The sequence below is a fragment of the Rhodopirellula sp. MGV genome, from assembly GCF_002251265.1.
GTDB classification, from domain to species: Bacteria; Planctomycetota; Planctomycetia; order Pirellulales; family Pirellulaceae; genus Stieleria; species Stieleria baltica_A.
The window spans coordinates 83,147-102,898 of the sequence record NZ_NPDI01000069.1; the positions used below are offsets into that span (position 1 = coordinate 83,147).

The following is a 19,752-nucleotide window of genomic DNA, read 5'->3' on the forward strand; positions in this document are numbered from 1 at the left end:
ACCGGATGGAAAACAATCAAGAAAACATCGACACGGAATTTGACGACCAGCCCACGCTTGACCCGCCAGGATCCATCGCGGTCATCGGCGGAGGTCCATTGGGGTTGGAGGCGGCAATCTACGGTCGATACCTCGGATATCAAGTCACCTTATTCGAAGCCGAATGCGTCGCCAGTGTCTTGATCGGACGTGAAGGCGAACCGATTCCGATCAGCCCCGATCGTTGTGTGTCTCCGGTTTCGCGATCGGCTCTGACGGCACAGTCAGGTGCGATCGGACCGGCGACCAGTCCGACCACCGTGGGCGAATGGCTGGACCAAGTTTGGCGTCCATTGGCAGCAACCGACTTGCTCCGTGGTCGAGTGCATGAAGGTGCCAAAGTCGAACGGATCGAGCAGGTCGAATTGACGGACGACGAGACAGGCGAAGCATTGCCGCCGGACTTTCGCGTTCACGTTTCCGGCCATGAAGGCGGCGATTTTGAAGCGATCATCGTCGCGACCGGACATGCGGGCGCAGAGATCGACTGTTCGTTCGAATTGCCGACGGACTATTATTTTCGCATCGGCGGCTTAGTCCCGGATGTTGAGACAACGGGGCGGGATGTAGAACGTGATTTCTGGACCGGTTTGAAGGAAATTGTCGCCGTCTACGCTTCGCTGGGCGGCCGGGCGGATCTGGATTTGTATCGTCCGGCGCGCGGCTGATCTGCGAGCACTGACCTTGATTTTGTCGCGTCTTTCGGCGACATAGGATTCATGTCAAAACGCCTTGCCCTGTCGATTTGCGGTCTGTTGTTGCTCTGCATCACAAGTGGCTCGCCTGCGATGGCCGAGTTTCCGGAACTGGTTTATCCAGACGAAGCCGGCGAAGTGCAGAATGCTGAATCCGAAGGCCTTCTGCCCCCGATGGTGTTGACCACGGTCAGTGCGTTGGCAGTCGTGCTAGCCGTTTTCGGAGGATTGGTCTGGGTTTCCAGGTCTTATGGCGGGACACGGAAAGCAGCCGGTTCATTGCCGGACGACGTCTTTTGCGTACTGGGGACTTCATCGATCGATGCGAGGACGCGAGTGAGTTATGTCCGTGTCGGCGAAAGGCTGTTGTTGATCGGACAGACTCAAAATGGCGATCCGGTGACGCTGGCAGAAATCGTCGATCCGGATGAAGTCGAGCGAATTACGGCACGCTGCCAAGGTCGGCCCGAGATCGTCGGGCGACGCACTACGTCGAGTTCGCCCAGTGGAACCGGGACGATCACACCCATCCGGCGTTCCGGAATGGCGACTCGATGAATGTTGCGATCGCAGTCGTCGCAGCGCTGTTGTTAGTCGGCGTGCTGCTGCGCCAAGCGATTGCCCCACTGCGTTGGCTGTTTATTCCCGCGTCGGTAGTCGCCGGTTTTGTCGGGCTGCTGCTGGTTCAGATCTGTTTGCGGTCAGGCGACGAGTCGTTGGTCGGCTGGGCCGAAGGAACCTCGTCCTCGCTGAGCGGTTGGCCAGGACCCCTGATCTCCGTGGTGTTTGCCGCGATGATGTTGCAGTCGGCGGATTCGAGTGGCGGGCCGATCGATCGTTCGACATCGTCACGAGTGGCTCGCCAGGGACTAATGGTTTGGATCATCGTCTTCGGTGAAACCTTCGTCGGTTTGCTGGCAACCGCAACCGTAATTCAGCCGCTGATGGGGTCGCTCGACCCTTCGATGGCGATTCCGAATTCGTTTGGAATGTTGATCGAGACCGGATTTGCCGGGGGCCACGGGACAGCAGGCGCGATGGGCGTCGTCTTGGGCAGCCCCACGATTGGTCTCGATGCCGGGTTGGATTTGGGGATGCTGATGGCGACTTGCGGGCTGGTCTACGGCGTGGTCAGCGGGATCGTGTGGATCAATTTTGGCTCACGACTGGGCTGGTTTAACTCGCATCTGGCGGACAAGTCGGACGACGATGGACCAGAGGGTGACGTCGCTCGTAAGCCGATCGGTTTCCAGGTGACAGGTTCCGAGACCATCGATCCGCTGTTGTTGCAGGCGGTTTGGATCGGAATTGCGATTGGGATCGGAATGTTGTCGCAGGCGATGGTTCAGGGAGCGGCCGATTGGATTGACGCGAGTTGGGGATGGGGCGAGTACGCGGTTTCGAGTGCGGCGGATTCGCTGCAGGAGGCGGAGTCTCAGCTGACCCGGCGAATGAGTGCCTCGACGCTGTTAGGGTTTCCGCTATTCATCTACACGATGTTGGCGGGGTGGGGACTGCGGCACTTGATGGCTCGCTTCGGCGTGGGAGGATGGCTGGACAACAGCACGCTGCAGCGTCTGTCTGCGTCGGCGATGGAGGTGCTGGTTGTTGCCGCGATCACGTCATTGAAGATCGAAACGGTGGTGACCTATGCCCTGCCCTTTGCGATTTTGTTCCTTTTTGGTGCGATTTGGACGGCTGTCTGTTTGATGCTGATCTCCCGCTGGGTATTGCCTCGCGAGAATTGGTTTCCGCTCGGGCTGATCAACTACGGCATGTCGACGGGAACGACTGCGACGGGATTTGTTTTGTTGCGCGTTGTCGATCCAGATTTGAAATCGACGGCGGCCAACGATTATGCGTTGGCGGTGCCGATTTCGGCGCCGTTTATCGGTGGTGGGTTGCTGACGATCGCGCTGCCGCTGTTGGTGCTGGAACGCGTGTCGATTTGGTGGCCGACGCTGATCATTGGTGCGGTTGTTTTATCGTTGATCGTGATTGGCCGTCGCTGGAACCGCGGCAAATGACGCCGCTGCGTAGGGCTAGTGCCAAAGCGGCTTTGTGAGGCGGAACCGACCGGGCGCGGAGTCTGGTCGCAGGCTAACCCGTGCGATATTCTCCTGGCGATCTCGACCATTCCTTCGATTTGACGAGTTTTATTTTGTCTGTCGCACCCGTCACTCCTGGTGAAGCCACGTCGCTACCGGCGCCTGGGTTTGGGCATCGATTTTCTGTGTGGGGCATGATTCTGCGAACTTCGCTGGGCGAACGCTTGGTGTATCGCGGGGATTTTGCGCTCGGCACATTAATGCGGTTCCTGCCGATCATCACACAGATTTTTCTGTGGTACGCCGTGTTCGATTCGATCGGGGCGGCCGAAGGCAATGACGCGACGACCATCGGCGGATTTCGGTTCCGCGATATGGTTGCGTACTACTTGCTGACCATGATCGCACGGGCATTTTCCAGCATGCCAGGGTTGGCGTCTGGGATTGCACAACAGATACGCGATGGCGAGATCAAGCGGTACCTGATCCAGCCGATCGATTTCATCGCGTTTTTGCTGCTGACCCGGGTGGCTCACAAGTTGGCGTACTACGCGATCGCTGTGGCGCCATTCGCGCTCGTGTTTTATCTCGCACGCGATTACTTCGTCGACGGATTCCCAGGTGCGCAAGTCTTTGTCGCGTTTTGTGCGTCGCTGATCATGGGGTTCCTGATCGGGTTTTTCCTGGAAGCGGCGATCGGAATGATTGGGTTTTGGTTTCTCGAAGTCACATCGCTGCTGTTTGTCGTGATGCTGTTTAGCTTCTTTTTGTCCGGTCACATGTTTCCGTTGACGATGCTGCCGGACGGGATCGAAGCCGTCGTGCAGTTCCTGCCGTTCAAGTACTTGGCGTATTTCCCGGCGGCAGTGTTCTTAGGCAAGATTCCCGAGGATCAACTTTGGATCGAGATCGGGATCGAGGCACTTTGGTTGGTATTCTTTATCGTTCTGTGCCGCGTTGCCTATGCACGTGGGGTGCGGCGTTACAGCGGATTTGGAGGCTAATGCGATGTCAGATCTGGGAAGGTACGCACGAGTCTTCATGACGTTTGCACGGAACAGTTTGGTCCGTGACATGACGTTCCGAACCAACTTTTTGCTGCAGTGCGTCAGCAGTTTGGGTTGGACCGCGATGAACATCGGGTTTTATCTAATCATCTTTGAGCACACCGGTTCGATCGGTGAAGGGACCGGCTGGGATCGCGACCGATTCTTTTTGTTCATCGCGACAACTTGGTTCATTAACTCGTTGGTGCAGACGTTCTTTATGCCGAACGCGCAGGAGTTCAGCGAGATGATCCGCACGGGCGGGTTGGATTTTGCCCTTTTGAAGCCGATCGACACGCAGTTCTTGATTTCGTTTCGGCGGATCGATTGGAGCCAGTTGTCGAATTTCTTTGCGGGTGGGCTGATCGCTGTCGTTTCGCTTTGGAACCTGGGGACACGGGAGGTTGACCCGATGATTCCGTCGGTGTTGTCAGTGTTCCTGTACGTGATCTTTGTCGCCTGCGGGGTGATGATGATGTACAGCTTGATGGTGGCGTTGAGTGCGACAAGTGTTTGGCTGGGGCGAAACCAATCGCTGTACAACTTTTGGTTTTACATCACCAATTTCAGCCGCTACCCGATGGAGATATACGACCGATCCTGGGGGCGTCCGCTCTACGGTTTTTTCACGTTCGTGATCCCGATTTTGTTGGTCGTCAACGTCCCCGCTCGGATCATTGCGCAACCGGTGTCGGAGCAGCACGGCGGACATTGGTTCGTCGTTTGGGCAGCCGTCGCAACGGTGCTGAGCGTGGTGGCGAGTCGCTGGATGTTCCGCCGCAGTTTGCTGAGTTACCGCAGCGCCAGTAGCTGAGTGGGCTTCGCGCCAAAGTGGTTTGGCAAGTGACGCCCGATACAGGGGCCGTGGCAAGCGGAATTGGCTGTGAAATTTCGAGTTGGTTTAACTGGTTGCCAGTGTTGTGCACGATAACCACCTTGGAATAGGAAGCGGCGTCCAGCAGAATGGCTGACGCGACACACCCCAGTGTTTCATCTTATCTGTATCCCATCTGATTTGCGATTCCCATTCCAGTTGCAGCACCATGTCTGACAAATCGACTGACATTTCCCAGGACATCGTTTGGCACGATCACAGTGTCGACCGTTCGATGCGTGAGCAGGTCTTGGGGCAGCGAGGTTGTGTGGTCTGGTTTACCGGGCTGAGCGGATGTGGCAAAAGCACCGTGGCCAATGCGTTGGATGTGATGTTGAACCAGCAAGGTCGTGCGACGACGTTGTTGGATGGTGACAATGTTCGGCATGGTTTGTGTGCTCCGCCCGCCGTTTTGGCGGGTGAGCATGGGCAGGATTTTTCGGATCGATTCGGCTTGGGGTTCGGAGCGGTCGATCGCGAAGAGAATATCCGCCGGATTGGCAGTGTGGCTGCCTTGATGGCGGGCGCCGGGCTGATCACGTTGACAGCATTTGTGAGTCCTTACCGAAAGGACCGCGAGCGAGTGCGAAAGATTGTCAATGCGGCAGGCGGTGACGATTTTATCGAGGTGTTTGTCGACACTCCGTTGGAGATTTGCGAGTCTCGCGATCCCAAGGGGCTGTACAAAAAAGCTCGAGCCGGTGAGATCAAGAATTTCACCGGGATTAGCGACCCCTATGAGTCGCCGGAGGCCCCAGAGGTCCGGCTTGATGGGGGGGCTGGTCGAACGATTGCAGAATTGGCGGCAGAGGTTCGCGACTACTTGGAAAAGCGGTCACGGATCTAGGATTATTTGCCGTTGCGGTATTGTCCGATGCCGGTACACTACCGCCTCTGTATCGAAAGAGAGACGCGTTAGAGAATTTAGTCGTAGGAAATAAGAAGTAGAGTCGAATGACGATTTCGAAAGAACGTAAGGCTGAGGTCATCAAGGAGCACGGTTCGCAAGAAGGTGACTCGGGTTCGCCAGAGGTTCAGATTGCGATTCTGACCGAGCGTATCAATGGCTTAACTGAGCACATGCGGACGCACCATAAAGACTACGCATCACGCCGTGGTTTGCTTGGTTTGGTCAGCAAACGCCGTCGCTTGTTGGACTATGTCCGCGGTGAGGACCCACAGCGGTACCTCGATATCATCGGTAAATTGGGCATCCGTAAGTAGCCCAGGGTTCAGCCGCCACTCGGCATGACATGGCTTCGGCCAAATGTCGCCATGGGGGCGGCAATCGAAGAGTCTTCTCCCGATCTTTTCTATTCATGCTGAAGCCGGCGGTGGTTTATTAATCGCCGGGCGGGGTTTGTGCAGGCATTGTTGCCTGCCGCTGTATCGGCAGATTTTATACTGGCTGATTTTTCGATTAACCATCGACCCCGTAGGAGCAGCTTCCACCTGGTCTTTCTGTGGTATTCTCTGCCACGTGGTTGACATCAGCCAAGTTTTTCCAAGTGGATTGGTTGTGGCGCCTTGATTCGTCGGATCATTAGGGCGTTGCGATTGGTTGCTAGGCTCGCGTTTCTTATGGACGAGACCTGTTCTTTGCGCAGCCTGGAAGTTGGTGCCGTGATCCGGCGTTTATTTCTGATTTTGCACTGGCGGTCGGCAATGGGGCCGGGACAGCCAAGCAAGGTCGTTTGTTGTTGAGTGTAGTAGTTAAGGAAAGAAAAGTGACTGTCAATAAAATTCGCGTAGAGAAGAAGATCGGCAGCCAAGTTCTGTCGTTCGAAACCGGGCAGTTGGCCAAACAAGCCGCCGGTTCCGTTCTCGTGCAGTATGGCGAAACGGTCGTTTTGGTTGCCGCGGCAAGCAGCAACCCCCGTCCAGGTATCGACTTTTTCCCGTTGACTTGCGATTACCGCGAGCGATTTGCCGCCGCCGGGAAGTTCCCGGGCGGATTCTTGAAACGCGAAGGTCGTCCATCAACCAAAGAGATCCTCAGCTCTCGTTTGATCGACCGCCCCATTCGTCCTTTGTGGCCAGAAGGCTTCATGGACGAAGTCCAAATCCAAGCAATGGTCGTTGCCAGCGACCAAGAGCATGACGGCGACGTTTTGGCGATGAACGGTGCATCGGCTGCTTTGGCGATCAGCCCCCTGCCCTTCCTCGGCCCAGTCGCGTCGGTCCGAGTTGGTAAGGTCAACGGCGAATTGGTCGCCTTCCCAACCAATTCCGAATTGGAAGAAAGCGAACTGGACATGATCGTCAGCGGCTCGCGCGAGCAAGTTGCAATGATCGAAGGTTTCGCCAACGAAATGCCAGAAGATCAGATGATCGAAGCGATTCAATTCGCACATGGCATCATCCGCGAAATCCTTGACCTGTTGGACGAGTTGATCGCCAAGGTCGGACCTGAGAAAGTTGAATACGTCGCGCCGGAAGACGACGGTCTGCTGGGTAAGGTCAGCGAAGCGTACTACGACGCTTTCAAGACCGCGATGCAAACCTCCGGAAAGCATGACCGTGCGGCAGCGTGCTCAGAACTGCGTGACAAAGCAATCGCGGAAATGATTCCCGATCCAGATGCAGAAGGCGCGATCTGCGTCAAACGATTCAAGAGCGTTTGGCACGACTTGGAAGGCAACGTCGCACGTGACTTGATCGTTTCGGGCACCCGTCCCGATGGTCGTGACACGACTAGCCTGCGTCATATCCACTGCGAAACCGACGTGTTGCCACGCGTTCACGGTTCGGCAATCTTCCAACGTGGCGAAACCCAAGCGTTGATCACCGTCACCTTGGGCACCGCTCGTGACGAGCAACGTGTCGACGGTTTGCACGACGAGTTCAGCAAGAAGTTCATGCTGGATTACAACTTCCCACCGTTCTCGGTTGGTGAATGTCGCCCAATCCGTGGCCCAGGACGTCGTGAAATCGGTCACGGTTGCTTGGCTGAACGAAGCGTCGCGCCCGTTCTGCCTACGGCCGATGACTTCCCCTACACCGTTCGCGTGATCAGCGATATCACCGAATCGAACGGCTCGAGCTCGATGGCGTCAGTTTGTGGTGCAACGTTGGCACTGATGGCGTCTGGCGTCCCGATCAGCAATCCCGTTGCCGGTATCTCGGTCGGTCTGGTCCGCAAGTCGGAAGATGACTTCGTTCTGTTGACCGATATTCTCGGTTCGGAAGATCATTTCGGTGACATGGACTTCAAAATCGCTGGTACCCAAAACGGTATCACCGGTATCCAGTTGGACCTGAAGGTCACCGGGATTAGCGACGAAATCATTCGTGCAACGCTGAAGCAATCGCGTGAAGCTCGGATCGAAATCCTTCGCAAAATGTTGACCACGATTCCACGCCCACGTCGTGAAATCGCACCGACCGCACCACGCTTGCTGCGTACTCGGATTTCGCCTGACAAGATCGGTGCTTTGATCGGTCCTGGCGGAAAGAATATCCGTGGTATCCAAGAGTCGACCGGATGTGTGATCGAAGTTGATGATGATGGAACCGTTTTGGTTGCCGGCAACAACAAGGATTCCGCAGCCGAAGCGATGAAGCAAGTCGAAGCTTGCACCGCGACCGTTCAGATCGGCAAGATCTATGACGGGATCGTCAGCAGCATCAAAGACTTCGGTGCGTTCGTCGAGATCCTGCCAGGACGCGACGGGCTGTGCCACATTAGCGAACTGAGCAGCGGATACATCAGCAGCATCGACAAAGTCGTTCGCGTTGGCGATGCGATGAAAGTTTTGGTGATCGATGTCGACGAGCACGACCGCGTGAAGCTGAGCCGCCGCCAAGCACTCGAAGAGTTGGGTGAGCCCGACGAAATCGCTGCAATGGTTGGCGAAGAAGACGAAGATCGCGGTGACCGTGGTGGCGAAGACGGAGACCGTCCTCGTCGTCGTGGTGGTAGCGGTCGCCGTCGTGGCGGCAATGGCGGTGGCGGCGGCGGACGTTCGCGTCGCGACTGATCCAGTTTGATGCCTAGCCAGCCGAAGTCTGACTTCAACTGGTGACTAATTCGATAAAACAAAACAGCCGGTAGCGAAACTTCGCACCGGCTGTTTTCGTATCGCGATCAGTTTTATCCAGATGGGGTATAATGGTTGTGAACGGCTGACGCCAAGCGTTTGCGTCGATTCAGCCAAGTCGGGATCTCGGCAGATTGGTGCCGAGGCGGATCGAGCGGTTTGCAACGGAGTGGCGAAGTGGTGATAGGAATCGATCCGCGTGTCGACTTTGCGTGTAAGTTGCTTTTGGGAAATCCAAGCCATCCAGCAATCACAATTCACTTTCTGAATTCGGTGCTGGGAGGAAATCCCAGGATCACAGAAGTCCAATTTCGGAATCCGATCGTCGAAAGACGCTATGAGGAGGACAAATTGTCGATTTTGGATATCCTCGCAACGGATGACCACGGTCGGTTGATCGACATTGAAATTCAAACGACGCTGCAGGCCGGGCTGGCAGAAAGGCTCGCCTATTATGCGGCAACTCAATTGGCAGATCAGATTGGCGAGGGGGACCAATACAGCGACATCCGTTCGGTGATTGGAATTTGTATTCTTGATGCGGTGCTCTATGCTGAGCCGGATCAATTACACTTCGATTTTCAGCTCCGTACGTCAAATGGTTTGCCACTGACCGATTGTCTGCAAATTCATCTTTTACAGTTGCCGAAGTACGTTCGCCCCACGAATAATCGAATACCCGAAGATCCGATCAGTCAGTGGATCCATTTTTTTTCGATACGCGGCAAGTTCGACAGCCGAAGTGTTGTGTAGTGAATTACCGGATCCCGTGTTCACCGAAGCGGTAGGTGTATTGGAAATGATCGCCAGGAACCCCAACGAAAAACGCTTTTACGACGCTCGATTGAAGATGCAGCGCGACGAGCAGGCGCGTTTGGACGCTGCTGAAGCAATTGGTGAGGCGCGCGGTCAGGCGATTGGTGAGGCACGCGGCAAAGCGATCGGTGAAGAGCGTGGTGCGCTAATCGGGCGTGTCGAGATATTGCAGTCTCTTGTCGGCGACGTTCAGCACTCGTTTGATCAACTTCGTGCACTGTCTACCGAGGAGTTGGCTGAGGTGGAAGTTCTACTGCAGCAGCGACTGCGCGACCGCGATTGAGACTGACTTGTGGTTTCACAGCCAGCGATACGAGCGTCGTTTTTTTAGCTGGCCGGTTTCAGCAATTCTGCCGTTTTGTGCATCACGTCCGGTGTGCTCATCAGAAAGCTATGAAGCACAGGTACCGTTTGGAAGCTTGCGGATCCATCTAGCTTGGCTTCATCAACGCTCACGACGTAGTCGCTTTCACCATCGACAAGCGGGTTGGCAATGGGTGGGTTAATGTCACCTGCGATGATGTGAAAAGGAAATGGTGGTGTGGCGAGCTTCGCTTGTAGGTCTTCCCATTCAGGTCCAAGTTCGATGCCGCCTTGTCCGGTCACCCATTCGAAGAGTTTTAATTTGCCCAGTCGCCGAGCAATTGCGGCGCCTTGATTTGGCGGTCCAAGCATTACCATGGTCTGGCAGCGGTCGAGAATGTGGTGTGGATCGCCTTCGAGTTGTAGGTCGCTGATCAGATGGCGGACGACGATGTTTCCCATGCTGTGGCCGACAAAGCTAAAAGTCGCATCGTTTGGCAGGTCTTCAAGGACTTCACGCAGTGCGGCGGAGTGCTTTCCGATCGAGAACCTAGTGCTCGCGTACGAGAAGCGAATGCAATCAGGAAGTCCAGCCTCGGCGAGGACTGGTTCGAGAGATTTCATGCTGCCTGAAGTTCGCATCAAACCGTGAAGCAGAATGACATAGTGCGTGCTAGCGGACGTTTCAGCTTTGGGGCACAAGCCTTCGAGCGCCGCTTGGCATTGCATGCGGCTTCCCCATGCACGTCGGACGTTCTGTGAATCGAGTAAACGCCAGTGACCAGTCAGTGCGTTTTGTTGAATGCGATAGCCATTTCGCCATTGGTGATCGGTCCACAGCTGCGTTCCGCCAGCGGTTTTGATCGGCAAATTGAAATTGGTGCGATCCGTCATCGATTGATGCTCTTGGTGCTCCGAAAGGTTGTGTTCGTCGGAGTGTACCTGATGTCGATGGCACTGTAGAGAAACGATCAGCGCAAAGCACAGTAGTAGAGAACGTTGCATCGTCCGTGGCTCCGTGGTGTATCGCGAAGACGCGCGTGATTGACTGTTGAAGGCTGTTCTCAAATTGGAGCCCGCATGTACGTCCGCGCTTCGTGCAACTTTCTTGGGTAACGAAACGAAATCAGCCCGATTCTTTCGAACCGGGCTGATCAGATGACGCACTTCGTTTTTGGGCGTTAGCGAGTCGTTGTACTGCGACGGCTCACTCGCTCGCTTTTGCGACTCATGTAGTGTGTCGCTTCTTCGGAAACGAGGACGGTTTCGCCTGAGCGGATTTCCGTTCGGAAGCGATGGTGTCCGTCCGATTCGGCTTCGGCAATCACTCGGATACGAACTTCGTCGCCTGGGCGAATTGCTGCGATCGGGTCGATCAGGACTTGTCCGGTGAGGACTTGCCCGGAGTGGCCTTCGATGCGTCGTGGTTCGATGCCTTTGCTGAACTGTGCGACAGCTCGGACATCGGTCGCTTGGCGGCTTCCGCGGTTCTTGATCACGATTTCATAGACCACTTCAGAACCGACGGGAGCCGGTGCGGCAGGGTCGTTGATGCTGAGGACCAAGTCAGCGATCGATTCCACTTGGGTTTCCAGCTCGACCGCTGTTTGTCCGGCTGCGGATCCAGTGGCCATGAAGTCGAAGAGATGGTTGCCTGGGGCGACCATTTTGCAAGTGAACTCGTATTCGCGAGTCGCTCCTGGAGGAAGCGATTCGATCTGCCAGGTCAACTTGGTGCCGTGTTTGCGGGCGTCATCAAGTCCGCTGACGTATTCCGTTCCCGGTGGTAGCCCTAGGCTGGCCTGGATACTTTGGCAATCAGCGGTTCCGTTGTTGGTCAGTTGAAGCTGGTACACCGCATCGGTGTTTTGGTACTTCAGTTCGGGGCCGATCAAGACCGCTTCAAGTTCTGCGGCGAGTACTTTGATTTTCTTTTCCGCTTCGGACTTAAGCTCCAGATCGCCAGCCGCGAAGCCGTGGATCTTTAGGTCGCCAAGATCTTGCGCGGTCAATTCAACCTCGAATTGGGCTTCTTTCCCACTTGGGATATTACCGATTCGTTGAGTTTGAGGCGTAGGCGAGTTTGGCGAAAGCGTGAACACGACGTTCGGTGCGATACCGTCGCCTGGGTTCAGGACGCGGACCTTGTAAGTCTGCGATTCGCCGTAGACAACGTCGTCTGGCCCTTCGATGACCAATTCAAGTTTGGGCTCACGGACTTCGACTTTGGCGATGCTCTTTTGTGGGACCAGCGTCCAGTCGACGTCCAATTCGTGCGCGCCGCTTTCGAGAGCTTGCAAGCGAACAAAAAGAGTTTCCTTTCCACCGGCAGGCAAGCGGTCGAGCGCCCAGACGAGGTGACCGTCATTCGCTTCGCTTGGCGGGTTTACTTGACCACGTGACGTCGATTGACCTTTTAACTCCGCCCAGCCGGGAACCAATGCTCGAACCAAGACGCCTTCAGCGTCAATCGAGCCACGGTTTTCGACATGAATTTCAAAGACTTCGGTCTGTCGAATGATCAAGCGGCGTGGGCCTTGAGTGACAACGCGAAGACCGGGAAGTTCCGATGCAACCGAGTTGGCTTGTGGTGCTGGGACTTCGGAAGCACGCTGCGGATTTGCTGTGAACGGCGCACTTTCGATTTCAATCTCAGTAGATGGATTCGAGGCGACATGGTGTTCAGCAACCCTAGCGGCAGGCAGTTCGGGTGTGTGCTCGTATGGCGAATCTTGACGAGGGGTGTTGGACGTCAGATCGCTTTGGGGTTGGGTCGACTGTGGCATGCCGATCGACGATGCCGAGTTTGCTTTTGGTTCGTTCGCCACTGGCGCGGAGTTGGCCAATCCTGAACCGATTGCCGTCGTCGCTGGCTGTAGAGCTGCGTTCGTTGGTTTTAGGGCAGCGTCACGGCGATTGTGATTCGATTCTGGTGTGGGCTCGTATTCAGGCAGTGATTGAGCGACCGATTGTTTGGTTTCCACCTGCAGCGTCGCCGTCGGGACGCTCGTTCGTGCTGACGCGACATTGCCGCGAGGGCCGAACGATGGGGTGGTTGGCATGGAAATCGTCGGGACTTCGACGCTTGGTTGATCGCGATCAGTCATCGATGCGGCGACACCAGAGTCGGGATCGCTGTTGCTTGCGATTTGCGAATCGGAGGCGATCGGATCGGGTGTGGAATCTACTGCGGGGATCGATGGTTCGACGCTTCGTGGCAGTTCCTTCCTTTGGATTGGCTCGAGAGCTTTCGCAGCGACGTCAGCGGAAGGCGTGTGTTGGGGAGCCGGTTGCGGTTCGCTATTGACTGGTTCGGGTTTCGCCACCGCTGTGGGGGCCGAAGCCGTTTTAGTCGCAATCGCAGGCTTGTCGCTCAGTGACTGCATCTCTGCCGATTGCGGTTCTGGTTTGATGCGTCGGCGAGAGATCTTTGGAATCAAGTCATCTTCTTCGATGCCACCGGCATTGGCGGCTGCGATTTCGGATGCATCCAAAGTTGGCAGGCTGCGGCGACCACTGCGTCGACTGCTCGATAGTGGTGACAGTGTTGCGGCCGACTCGCGTTCAACTTTGGCGGATGCGACGGTGCTCGGCACGGTCGCTGTACGTCGACTGCTAGTGCTGTTACTCGCCGTTTCTAAGGATGGAGCTTTGGGCAATGAAGGAGTCGAGAGCCTTGGCGTTTCAACTTGCGGTGCAAGCCGCGAAGACCCCGTAGATGCCATTTGGCTGGACGAAGACATACGTGCTTCACCCGCACGAGGATCCCGGATCGGCGCGGGAGAATTCGACCGCGATTGCGACTTCGCCTGGTGGTACGGAATTCCGCTCCAGTCAACCGGCGGTGCCGGATCGTTTTGAGAGCGAACCGGAGTTGCCGCGTGCGACTCTTGGTGATTGTTCCGATTGTCGTTCCCGGCGATCCCAAACAAGTCGTTCAGGATTCCGCGAGGCTTTGGCGAGTCGGCTTGTTGGGGCGCGTGATTGTGTTGGCGCGTCGCAGTCGTGCCGGAATCGCTTGGGGAACCACCCAGTAGCTTTGGAAGAAACGACAGCGTCCGGCCGGAGTCTTTCTCCGGTGCGGTGGGTTGCTTCCCAACGACTTGTCGGATGTTGGCCGAGGGATCGGATGACCGAACGCCGTACGCATTTTGAACCGCATTGGTTGGGGCTGACGTTCGACGGTGATTGGCTCGCGACGTACCGCCCGGAGTCGCTGACCAAGCGGGGCCGCCGGTCATGATTCCGATGAGCGAGTAGATTGCGATGTTTTTGATGCGTCCGCGATGCATGCGTCCATCTCATATTGTGCGTAAATACAGCCTAACACTCTCGATATCGGAACGCGTGTTGGTTCAGTTGAGTAGAATTTGCCGGTTGTTCGGATTGTCGGGTTGCAATGCAATGTTTCCCGCATTCAATGTTTCACAAAGTCGGGCGATGGTCCCAGTTTCCATATCCGTTTTGACTCTGGTCACCGAGGTGGGGATACCTTTGATGCGTTTTCTGTTTTGCTCGCTTGTTGGGGTGTTGTTGATGGCCACCACATGTCAGAACGCATCCGCCGAAGTGGTGGATGTGTGGTTCGGGACGTCGACACCGCGTGGCGGATTGAGCCAAGGGATTTACCATGGCGCATTCGATACCGAGACCGGCAAATTGCGTGAAGTCGATCTCGCTGCTGAAGCGAGCGGGCCAGGATTTCTGGCGACACACCCCAATGGCAAAATGCTTTATGCCGTTGCCAGCAAAGATGGCACTCCTTCGGTGATCGCCTACGAAATCAGTGGCGATGTCGGTGAAAAAAAGCTCGTCGAAAACAGCGTCTTGCCGGTGGGTGACGGCGGGGCCGCACATGTCTCGGTCAGTCGAGACGGCAAGGTGGTTTTGACGGCACAGTATGGCACCGGATCAACAGCTTGTTTCCGCTTGGATGAATCTGGCGGTTTGGTCGAGCGTTCTGATCTTCAACAACACCCGCCAGGCTCGGGGGTTGTCGCGGGACGCCAAGAGACCTCGCATGCACACTGGACTGGAACATCGCCAGACGATCGATTTGTATTCGTGCCGGACTTGGGGATGGACAAGGTTGTGATTTACAAACTTGATTCCTCCGCCGGAACGCTGACTCCACATGGATACGGCGAATGTCCTCCCGGTGGCGGCCCACGTCACATGAAATTTAGCCCGGACGGTCAGCGTGTTTATGTCCTCAATGAGCTAGCTCTATCGGTTACCGTATTCGACTACGACGCTAAAGCCGGGGCGATGACACCGATTCAAACCATCGAAACGTTGCCTGAAAGCGTCAAAGCGAAAGAGGTGTTCAATAGCGCCTCGGAGATTCGCGTTCATCCGTCAGGCAAATTCGTTTACACCGCAAACCGCGGCAATGATTCAATCACTGTTTACAGCGTGGATGAATCGAATGGGCGTCTGAGTTTGGTCGAAGTCGAACCAATCCATGGCGCATGGCCACGGAACTTTAACATCGACGCATCTGGGCGTTGGGTGCTGGCGGCTGGCAAGAATACCAACTCGATTTCGATCTTCAGTATCGATCAGAATACTGGTGAATTGCAATTCACACGCGATGCCGTATTCGTGCCACAGTGCATCTGCGTGGAATTCTGAGTTCACCACGTTTCAGCTAAAGCAGTTTTTGAAACTGCTTGAAGGTCTTTGTGTTGGCGACGTCGGCTTTGGTTAATCCGCCGCGTCGCGCTTGCTTAATCCCGTATTGCATCACATCCAATCCATGGATGTTGTGTGCATCAGTACTGATCACGATCGGAATGCCAAGTTTTTTGGCAGCTGCGAGGTGAATCTCATTGAGATCCAGGCGGGCTGGATTGGCGTTCAGTTCCATCAGCTTTTTCGCTTTGGCGACCGCTTTCATTACCGCGTCCATGTCGACTTCGTATGGCGGACGACGGTTGATCAGTCGACCCGTAGGGTGCGCGATGCAATCAACATGTTCGTTTTCGATCGCACCCAAGATTCGTTCGGTAATCTGTTCACGCGATTGGCGTTGGCCGTAATGGACGGACGCCAAAACCCAATCGGCTTCGGCGAGCACGTCGTCGGGCAGGTCCATTCCGCCCGCTTCCAGGATGTCACACTCGATGCCTTTCAGGATTTCGAGCCGTCCTTCGTATTCGGGGCGGATCTCATCGATTGCTTTCCATTGTTCGCGCAGTCGATCCGGGGTTAAACCCATTGCCATGCTAACGCGCTGGCTGTGATCGGTGATCGCGATGTACTTCAGTCCGCGTTCAATCGCGGCGTCTGCCATTTCTCGAATCGTATTTTGTCCGTCAGTCGCTGTGGTGTGCATGTGCAAATCACCACGAACGTCGGACGTTTCGATCAGTTCAGGAAGTGAATCTTTTTCAGCGGCTTTGAATTCCAATCGGTCTTCGCGAAGTTCTGGTGGGATCCAAGGCAATCCGATTGCTGCGTAGACATCCTGTTCGGTTTCACCAGCGACTTGCTGATCGTCATCGAGTTTGAACACGCCATACTCGTTGATCTTCAAGCCTTTCTCTTTGGCGATTCGTCGCGTGTGGATGTTGTGAGCTTGTGATCCGGTGAAGTATTGCAGTGCGGCGCCGAACTGGTGTGCATCAACACAGCGCATGTCAACTTGGAATGCCTTGCCAACTCGGATCGATATCTTGGTCTCACCACGACCGATCGTCTGTGATTTTTCAGGATAGGTTTCCAGGTGATCCATTGCGGCGTCTCGGTCTTTCGCGACGACCAGCAGGTCAAGATCACCAACCGTTTCGCGTCCGCGGCGATAGGACCCCGCCCATTCCAATTTCTCGATTCCGCGACAGCCTTTCATGTGCTTGCTGATCGAGTTGGCCAAGTCGTCGCCGGCAGACCAATAGATCCGTTCGGCCGCTTGTTCGGCAATCGAGAGTCCTTCGAGAATCGACTCGGAAGTCTTTTTGCCGAACCCTTTCAATTTGGCGACGGAGCCGTCTTCACAAGCTTTGCGAAGGTCGTCAAGCGATTCGATGCTTAACTCTTTCTGGAGCATCGCTGCTTTCTTAGCACCCAGGCCAGGAATGCGCGAGATCTGAATCATGACCTCAGGAACTTCCGCACGCAGCTTCGCAAGCTGTGGCAGTTCCCCGCTCTCTAAAAGAACCTCTGTTTTATCGGCAAGCGTTTTACCGATGCCGGGAAGGTCAGAGAGCTTGCGATCCGGATCGGCTACGATGTCGGCGACCGATTCGTCAAGGTCCCGGATTGCCCGTGCGCCTTGCTTGTAAGCGCGGATTCGGAAAGGGTTCTCGCCTTTGAATTCCAGCAACTCCGCTAGTTCTTCAAAGACAGCGGCAATTCCAGAGTTGTCCATCGTTTGATCGTTCCTTTTCCGGTCAATTGACCGGCACCCAGCCCGCACTACTTCGTTGTTTGCGAGGAGCGGGTTGCGTCACCGTTTGAGGTTTGGCTTGGCGGATGGTTTGTGAAGAGTTGCCTTGGTAGCTGGTCGGCTGAGGAGCGAGATTACCGGACCCCACCGCGTGTGCACGCACCACATTGGATGATGGCAGTGGGTCAAGTGAATCCCACGCGGAAACCTGTTGGATTGAGTTTTCGCGGAGGGTTACTTCTTTAACGGGGACGCTATTGCGGTAATCGTTGGTTTGGTAGCGTTCGTCGGTTCGCGGCGAAGGTGCTGGCAACGGTGGCGGTTGTAGCGTCTTGTCATTGAACGAGTCTTGGTTGCCGGTGAAGGCCGGTGTGCGATCGACTGGTTGCGGTTGGGTCACGCTGTTGGGGACACTGTTCCGGACGTTTTGGCTGCCGGGAGGGACGCCGACAGGGCGGACCGAACTGTAGGTCGGCGCGATGGGAGCGGGCGTTTGACTGCTCAGCGAAGGTGGCGTCCGCGTGGTCAAACGCTCGTCGTTTCGGAACAGATCGTTGGGACGCGTGCCGCGTGTGCGGCCCGTTACCGGAGGATCCAATTGGATGTTCGATTCGCTGCTGTTGCCGGGGCTGTTATTGACAGGAGCGTTGCTTCCGGGTGTTGAGCTGTCGTTTGGCTGTTCTTGTTCGTGCCGAAAGTAATCGTCGTAGAGGTTCGGTTCATCGAGATTCCGACTCGAACCTTCACTAGGTGAGTTTGGAAAGTTCGACTGATAACCGGGGTTCTGCTGCTGCAATTCTGGTTGCCCGGTGTCTTGAATGTCAGCCGGGTCTCCGCCGGTGAGTGGCGTTTCGTTGGGGTACCCATTGTTGTTGGGGATAACCGAAGGAATCGTAGTGACACCTGAGTTACCTGGGGTGTATTCGCCACCGACTTGGCCGATTGGCGACGGAGTCGAAAAGGTTCCGGGTGTCATCGACTGTGGAAAGCTTGACGGTCCGTAGCTGTTCGATGATGCGTACGGAATGGTACACGGATCGCCGGACTGCATCGGCATAATTGTCTGGGTGGGGGCGACCGTAGTCGGCATCAACGTGTTGTACGGGACGCGTTGTAGTTGCTGAACGTAGGAACTGCAGGGTTGCTGAACCGTGACGGTCGAACCGGTTGTCGGGTCGAAGCTCGTTACCGGGCGATAATACGTGATTGGGGCGTTGTAGTACGACGTGACGTAATCGGTGTTGCGTCCTAGCAACGAATTGAAAAAGCGTGCCAGCCCTGATCCGAGGCGCCAGCGACGAGGTTCGTAGGACAGCGGCACGGTCGTTGGTACGGCGGTGGAGATCGGGGCGGAGTAGCTCGTCGGCGCGACGCTTCCGTAGTTTGAGGTGTAGGTGGTGCTGGGAAGGATTGGATTCGTTGTCCCACGCAGCGTTTGTGCGATCGGGACGCGTGAGGCTTGATAAGGCGTCACATTGGCAGGCAGTGTGTTGCCGGACCACGTGGTCACGGGGACGCTTGAGGAAGACGTTGTCAGCGGCAGCCTGTACGTCGTCGTCGATGGATCGCTGACCGGCAGACCGGTGTAGACCGACGGGTTGTCGTAGGACTGAACCTGGGTGTAGCCAGGCCAGCCGTATCCGGGAGTTGCCGTCGCACCAAATGCGGGACGCTGAACCGCGACCGCACCGCTGTTGGCCATTGGAATTCCGTTGACCGGCGTACTTCCCGGGACGATCGTCATCGGTGACGAGACGGGCGCGTAGGGATAGTTGGAGGTGTAGACCGGTGAGCGGCCGAAGAGCCAGTCCAAGCATCCAGCCGTCGCTTCATTGTCGAAGCATCCGATTGCGGATGCCGCGATGAAGGTGGCAGCGATTTTGGTTGTCAGCCGGCAAATGGTCATGGAACGTTTCCGTCGCAGCAATGATTGTCTGTGGGGTGTCCTTTCGGGGGGGGCTGTGGTTGTGGAAAGTCCACAGTTCTCCCGCTGAAGTGGACGCTGCAGATAGGGTTTGGTCAATGATTTCGCCAGGAAGAGTTTGCGGTTGGGAAGCGATTTTGGCACCTGTTTTCCGATCGTGTCGATATTTTTGACTCTGCCGCCGCGATGGCAGACAGTTGTGCCGCGTTGGGGGTGCGAAGCGGCTGGCCTGCCATCGTGACACGTCTGCCATCTCGCCAGTCCGCCGATAAAACGGCGAAAACGCGTGCTTTTCCGCAGTCGGCTTTACCGGGCCGATAATGGGCGATCAAATGGTATGCGGGGCTCGACCCGACGACGAAAATTTCATTGAACGGCCTTGTTGGCACGGCGGTTGCTTAGTGCGGGGGTCGATCAGCGGGACTGTCAAAACGTCGACAGAACTGGCCCCAACTGCGTTTCGCCGAGCCTCCGTCTCGGAGCGAGAACTGGCGGGCTGGCCGGACACCCCGAGAAGGTCGATCCAGATCCCGAAGGTAGGCCGTTGACCGGACGAGCCTGGCACGCGGACGTGTTCGCA

The 19,752-nt window shown here is 56.0% G+C and carries 15 protein-coding genes; 11 read left to right on the forward strand and 4 right to left on the reverse strand.

Annotated features, from left to right (window positions below; translation table 11 throughout):
- The first annotated feature begins 5 nt into the window (after positions 1-5).
- From CGZ80_RS23975 to CGZ80_RS24020, 10 genes are all read left to right on the forward strand, one after another.
- Positions 6-707 carry an NAD-binding protein gene (locus tag CGZ80_RS23975; protein ID WP_094418206.1) on the forward strand — a complete coding sequence of 234 codons (702 nt, stop codon included), beginning with the start codon at positions 6-8 and terminating at the stop codon, positions 705-707.
- A gap of 51 nt (positions 708-758) precedes the next feature.
- On the forward strand, positions 759-1,292 hold the full coding sequence (locus CGZ80_RS23980; RefSeq protein ID WP_094418207.1) for a FliO/MopB family protein: 534 nt from the start codon (positions 759-761) through the stop codon (positions 1,290-1,292).
- Positions 1,289-2,761 (forward strand): sodium/glutamate symporter, encoded by a 1,473-nt coding sequence (locus CGZ80_RS23985; protein ID WP_094418208.1) that lies wholly within the window; start codon positions 1,289-1,291, stop codon positions 2,759-2,761. Before CGZ80_RS23980 ends, CGZ80_RS23985 begins: the two co-directional genes overlap by 4 nt.
- A 215-nt stretch (positions 2,762-2,976) precedes the next feature.
- A complete protein-coding gene (locus CGZ80_RS23990; RefSeq protein ID WP_094418209.1) occupies positions 2,977-3,786 on the forward strand; it encodes an ABC transporter permease in 810 nt (269 codons plus the stop codon).
- Positions 3,787-3,790: 4 nt separating this feature from the next.
- Positions 3,791-4,642, forward strand: a complete 852-nt coding sequence (locus tag CGZ80_RS23995) for an ABC transporter permease (RefSeq protein ID WP_094418210.1) — start codon at positions 3,791-3,793, stop codon at positions 4,640-4,642.
- Between the two features lie 229 nt (positions 4,643-4,871).
- On the forward strand, positions 4,872-5,549 hold the full coding sequence (gene cysC / locus CGZ80_RS24000; RefSeq protein WP_094418211.1) for an adenylyl-sulfate kinase: 678 nt from the start codon (positions 4,872-4,874) through the stop codon (positions 5,547-5,549).
- A gap of 107 nt (positions 5,550-5,656) precedes the next feature.
- Positions 5,657-5,926, forward strand: a complete 270-nt coding sequence (gene rpsO / locus CGZ80_RS24005) for a 30S ribosomal protein S15 (RefSeq protein ID WP_094418212.1) — start codon at positions 5,657-5,659, stop codon at positions 5,924-5,926.
- 503 nt (positions 5,927-6,429) lie between these two features.
- Entirely contained in the window at positions 6,430-8,682 is a 2,253-nt protein-coding gene (gene pnp / locus CGZ80_RS24010) for a polyribonucleotide nucleotidyltransferase (protein WP_094418213.1), read from the forward strand.
- 240 nt (positions 8,683-8,922) lie between these two features.
- Positions 8,923-9,495 carry an Rpn family recombination-promoting nuclease/putative transposase gene (locus CGZ80_RS24015; protein ID WP_158222836.1) on the forward strand — a complete coding sequence of 191 codons (573 nt, stop codon included), beginning with the start codon at positions 8,923-8,925 and terminating at the stop codon, positions 9,493-9,495.
- Complete coding sequence (locus CGZ80_RS24020) at positions 9,488-9,841, forward strand: hypothetical protein (RefSeq protein ID WP_158249841.1); 354 nt, start codon at positions 9,488-9,490, stop codon at positions 9,839-9,841. The genes CGZ80_RS24015 and CGZ80_RS24020 overlap by 8 nt, the downstream gene beginning before the upstream one ends.
- Positions 9,842-9,885: 44 nt before the next feature.
- Here CGZ80_RS24020 and CGZ80_RS24025 read toward each other — a convergent pair whose 3' ends face one another.
- Together CGZ80_RS24025 and CGZ80_RS24030 are read right to left on the reverse strand one after the other, a co-directional pair.
- The gene (locus tag CGZ80_RS24025; protein ID WP_143544125.1) at positions 9,886-10,866 is read right to left on the reverse strand and encodes an esterase/lipase family protein; all 981 of its coding nucleotides are present in this window, start codon (positions 10,864-10,866) and stop codon (positions 9,886-9,888) included.
- Between the two features lie 176 nt (positions 10,867-11,042).
- A complete protein-coding gene (locus tag CGZ80_RS24030) occupies positions 11,043-14,153 on the reverse strand; it encodes a DUF11 domain-containing protein (protein WP_094418217.1) in 3,111 nt (1,036 codons plus the stop codon).
- Between the two features lie 205 nt (positions 14,154-14,358).
- On the opposite strand from CGZ80_RS24030, the gene CGZ80_RS24035 reads away from it, so the two are divergent.
- Complete coding sequence (locus CGZ80_RS24035) at positions 14,359-15,495, forward strand: lactonase family protein (protein ID WP_233148634.1); 1,137 nt, start codon at positions 14,359-14,361, stop codon at positions 15,493-15,495.
- A 16-nt stretch (positions 15,496-15,511) separates the two neighbouring features.
- Here CGZ80_RS24035 and polX read toward each other — a convergent pair whose 3' ends face one another.
- Together polX and CGZ80_RS24045 are read right to left on the reverse strand one after the other, a co-directional pair.
- The gene (gene polX, locus CGZ80_RS24040; RefSeq protein ID WP_094418218.1) at positions 15,512-17,230 is read right to left on the reverse strand and encodes a DNA polymerase/3'-5' exonuclease PolX; all 1,719 of its coding nucleotides are present in this window, start codon (positions 17,228-17,230) and stop codon (positions 15,512-15,514) included.
- Positions 17,231-17,252: 22 nt separating this feature from the next.
- Positions 17,253-19,154, reverse strand: coding sequence for a hypothetical protein (locus CGZ80_RS24045; RefSeq protein ID WP_094418219.1), 1,902 nt, complete (start codon positions 19,152-19,154; stop codon positions 17,253-17,255).
- Positions 19,155-19,752 lie beyond the last annotated feature (598 nt).

Coding starts and splice junctions, on each gene's coding strand:
- CGZ80_RS23975 (WP_094418206.1), top strand. CDS start 6: ATGGAAAACAATCAAGAAAACATCGACACGGAATTTGACGACCAGCCC.
- CGZ80_RS23980 (WP_094418207.1), top strand. CDS start 759: ATGTCAAAACGCCTTGCCCTGTCGATTTGCGGTCTGTTGTTGCTCTGC.
- CGZ80_RS23985 (WP_094418208.1), top strand. CDS start 1,289: ATGAATGTTGCGATCGCAGTCGTCGCAGCGCTGTTGTTAGTCGGCGTG.
- CGZ80_RS23990 (WP_094418209.1), top strand. CDS start 2,977: ATGATTCTGCGAACTTCGCTGGGCGAACGCTTGGTGTATCGCGGGGAT.
- CGZ80_RS23995 (WP_094418210.1), top strand. CDS start 3,791: ATGTCAGATCTGGGAAGGTACGCACGAGTCTTCATGACGTTTGCACGG.
- cysC (WP_094418211.1), top strand. CDS start 4,872: ATGTCTGACAAATCGACTGACATTTCCCAGGACATCGTTTGGCACGAT.
- rpsO (WP_094418212.1), top strand. CDS start 5,657: ATGACGATTTCGAAAGAACGTAAGGCTGAGGTCATCAAGGAGCACGGT.
- CGZ80_RS24025 (WP_143544125.1), bottom strand. CDS start 10,866: ATGCAACGTTCTCTACTACTGTGCTTTGCGCTGATCGTTTCTCTACAG.
- CGZ80_RS24030 (WP_094418217.1), bottom strand. CDS start 14,153: ATGCATCGCGGACGCATCAAAAACATCGCAATCTACTCGCTCATCGGA.
- CGZ80_RS24035 (WP_233148634.1), top strand. CDS start 14,359: ATGCGTTTTCTGTTTTGCTCGCTTGTTGGGGTGTTGTTGATGGCCACC.
- polX (WP_094418218.1), bottom strand. CDS start 17,230: ATGGACAACTCTGGAATTGCCGCTGTCTTTGAAGAACTAGCGGAGTTG.
- CGZ80_RS24045 (WP_094418219.1), bottom strand. CDS start 19,154: ATGACCATTTGCCGGCTGACAACCAAAATCGCTGCCACCTTCATCGCG.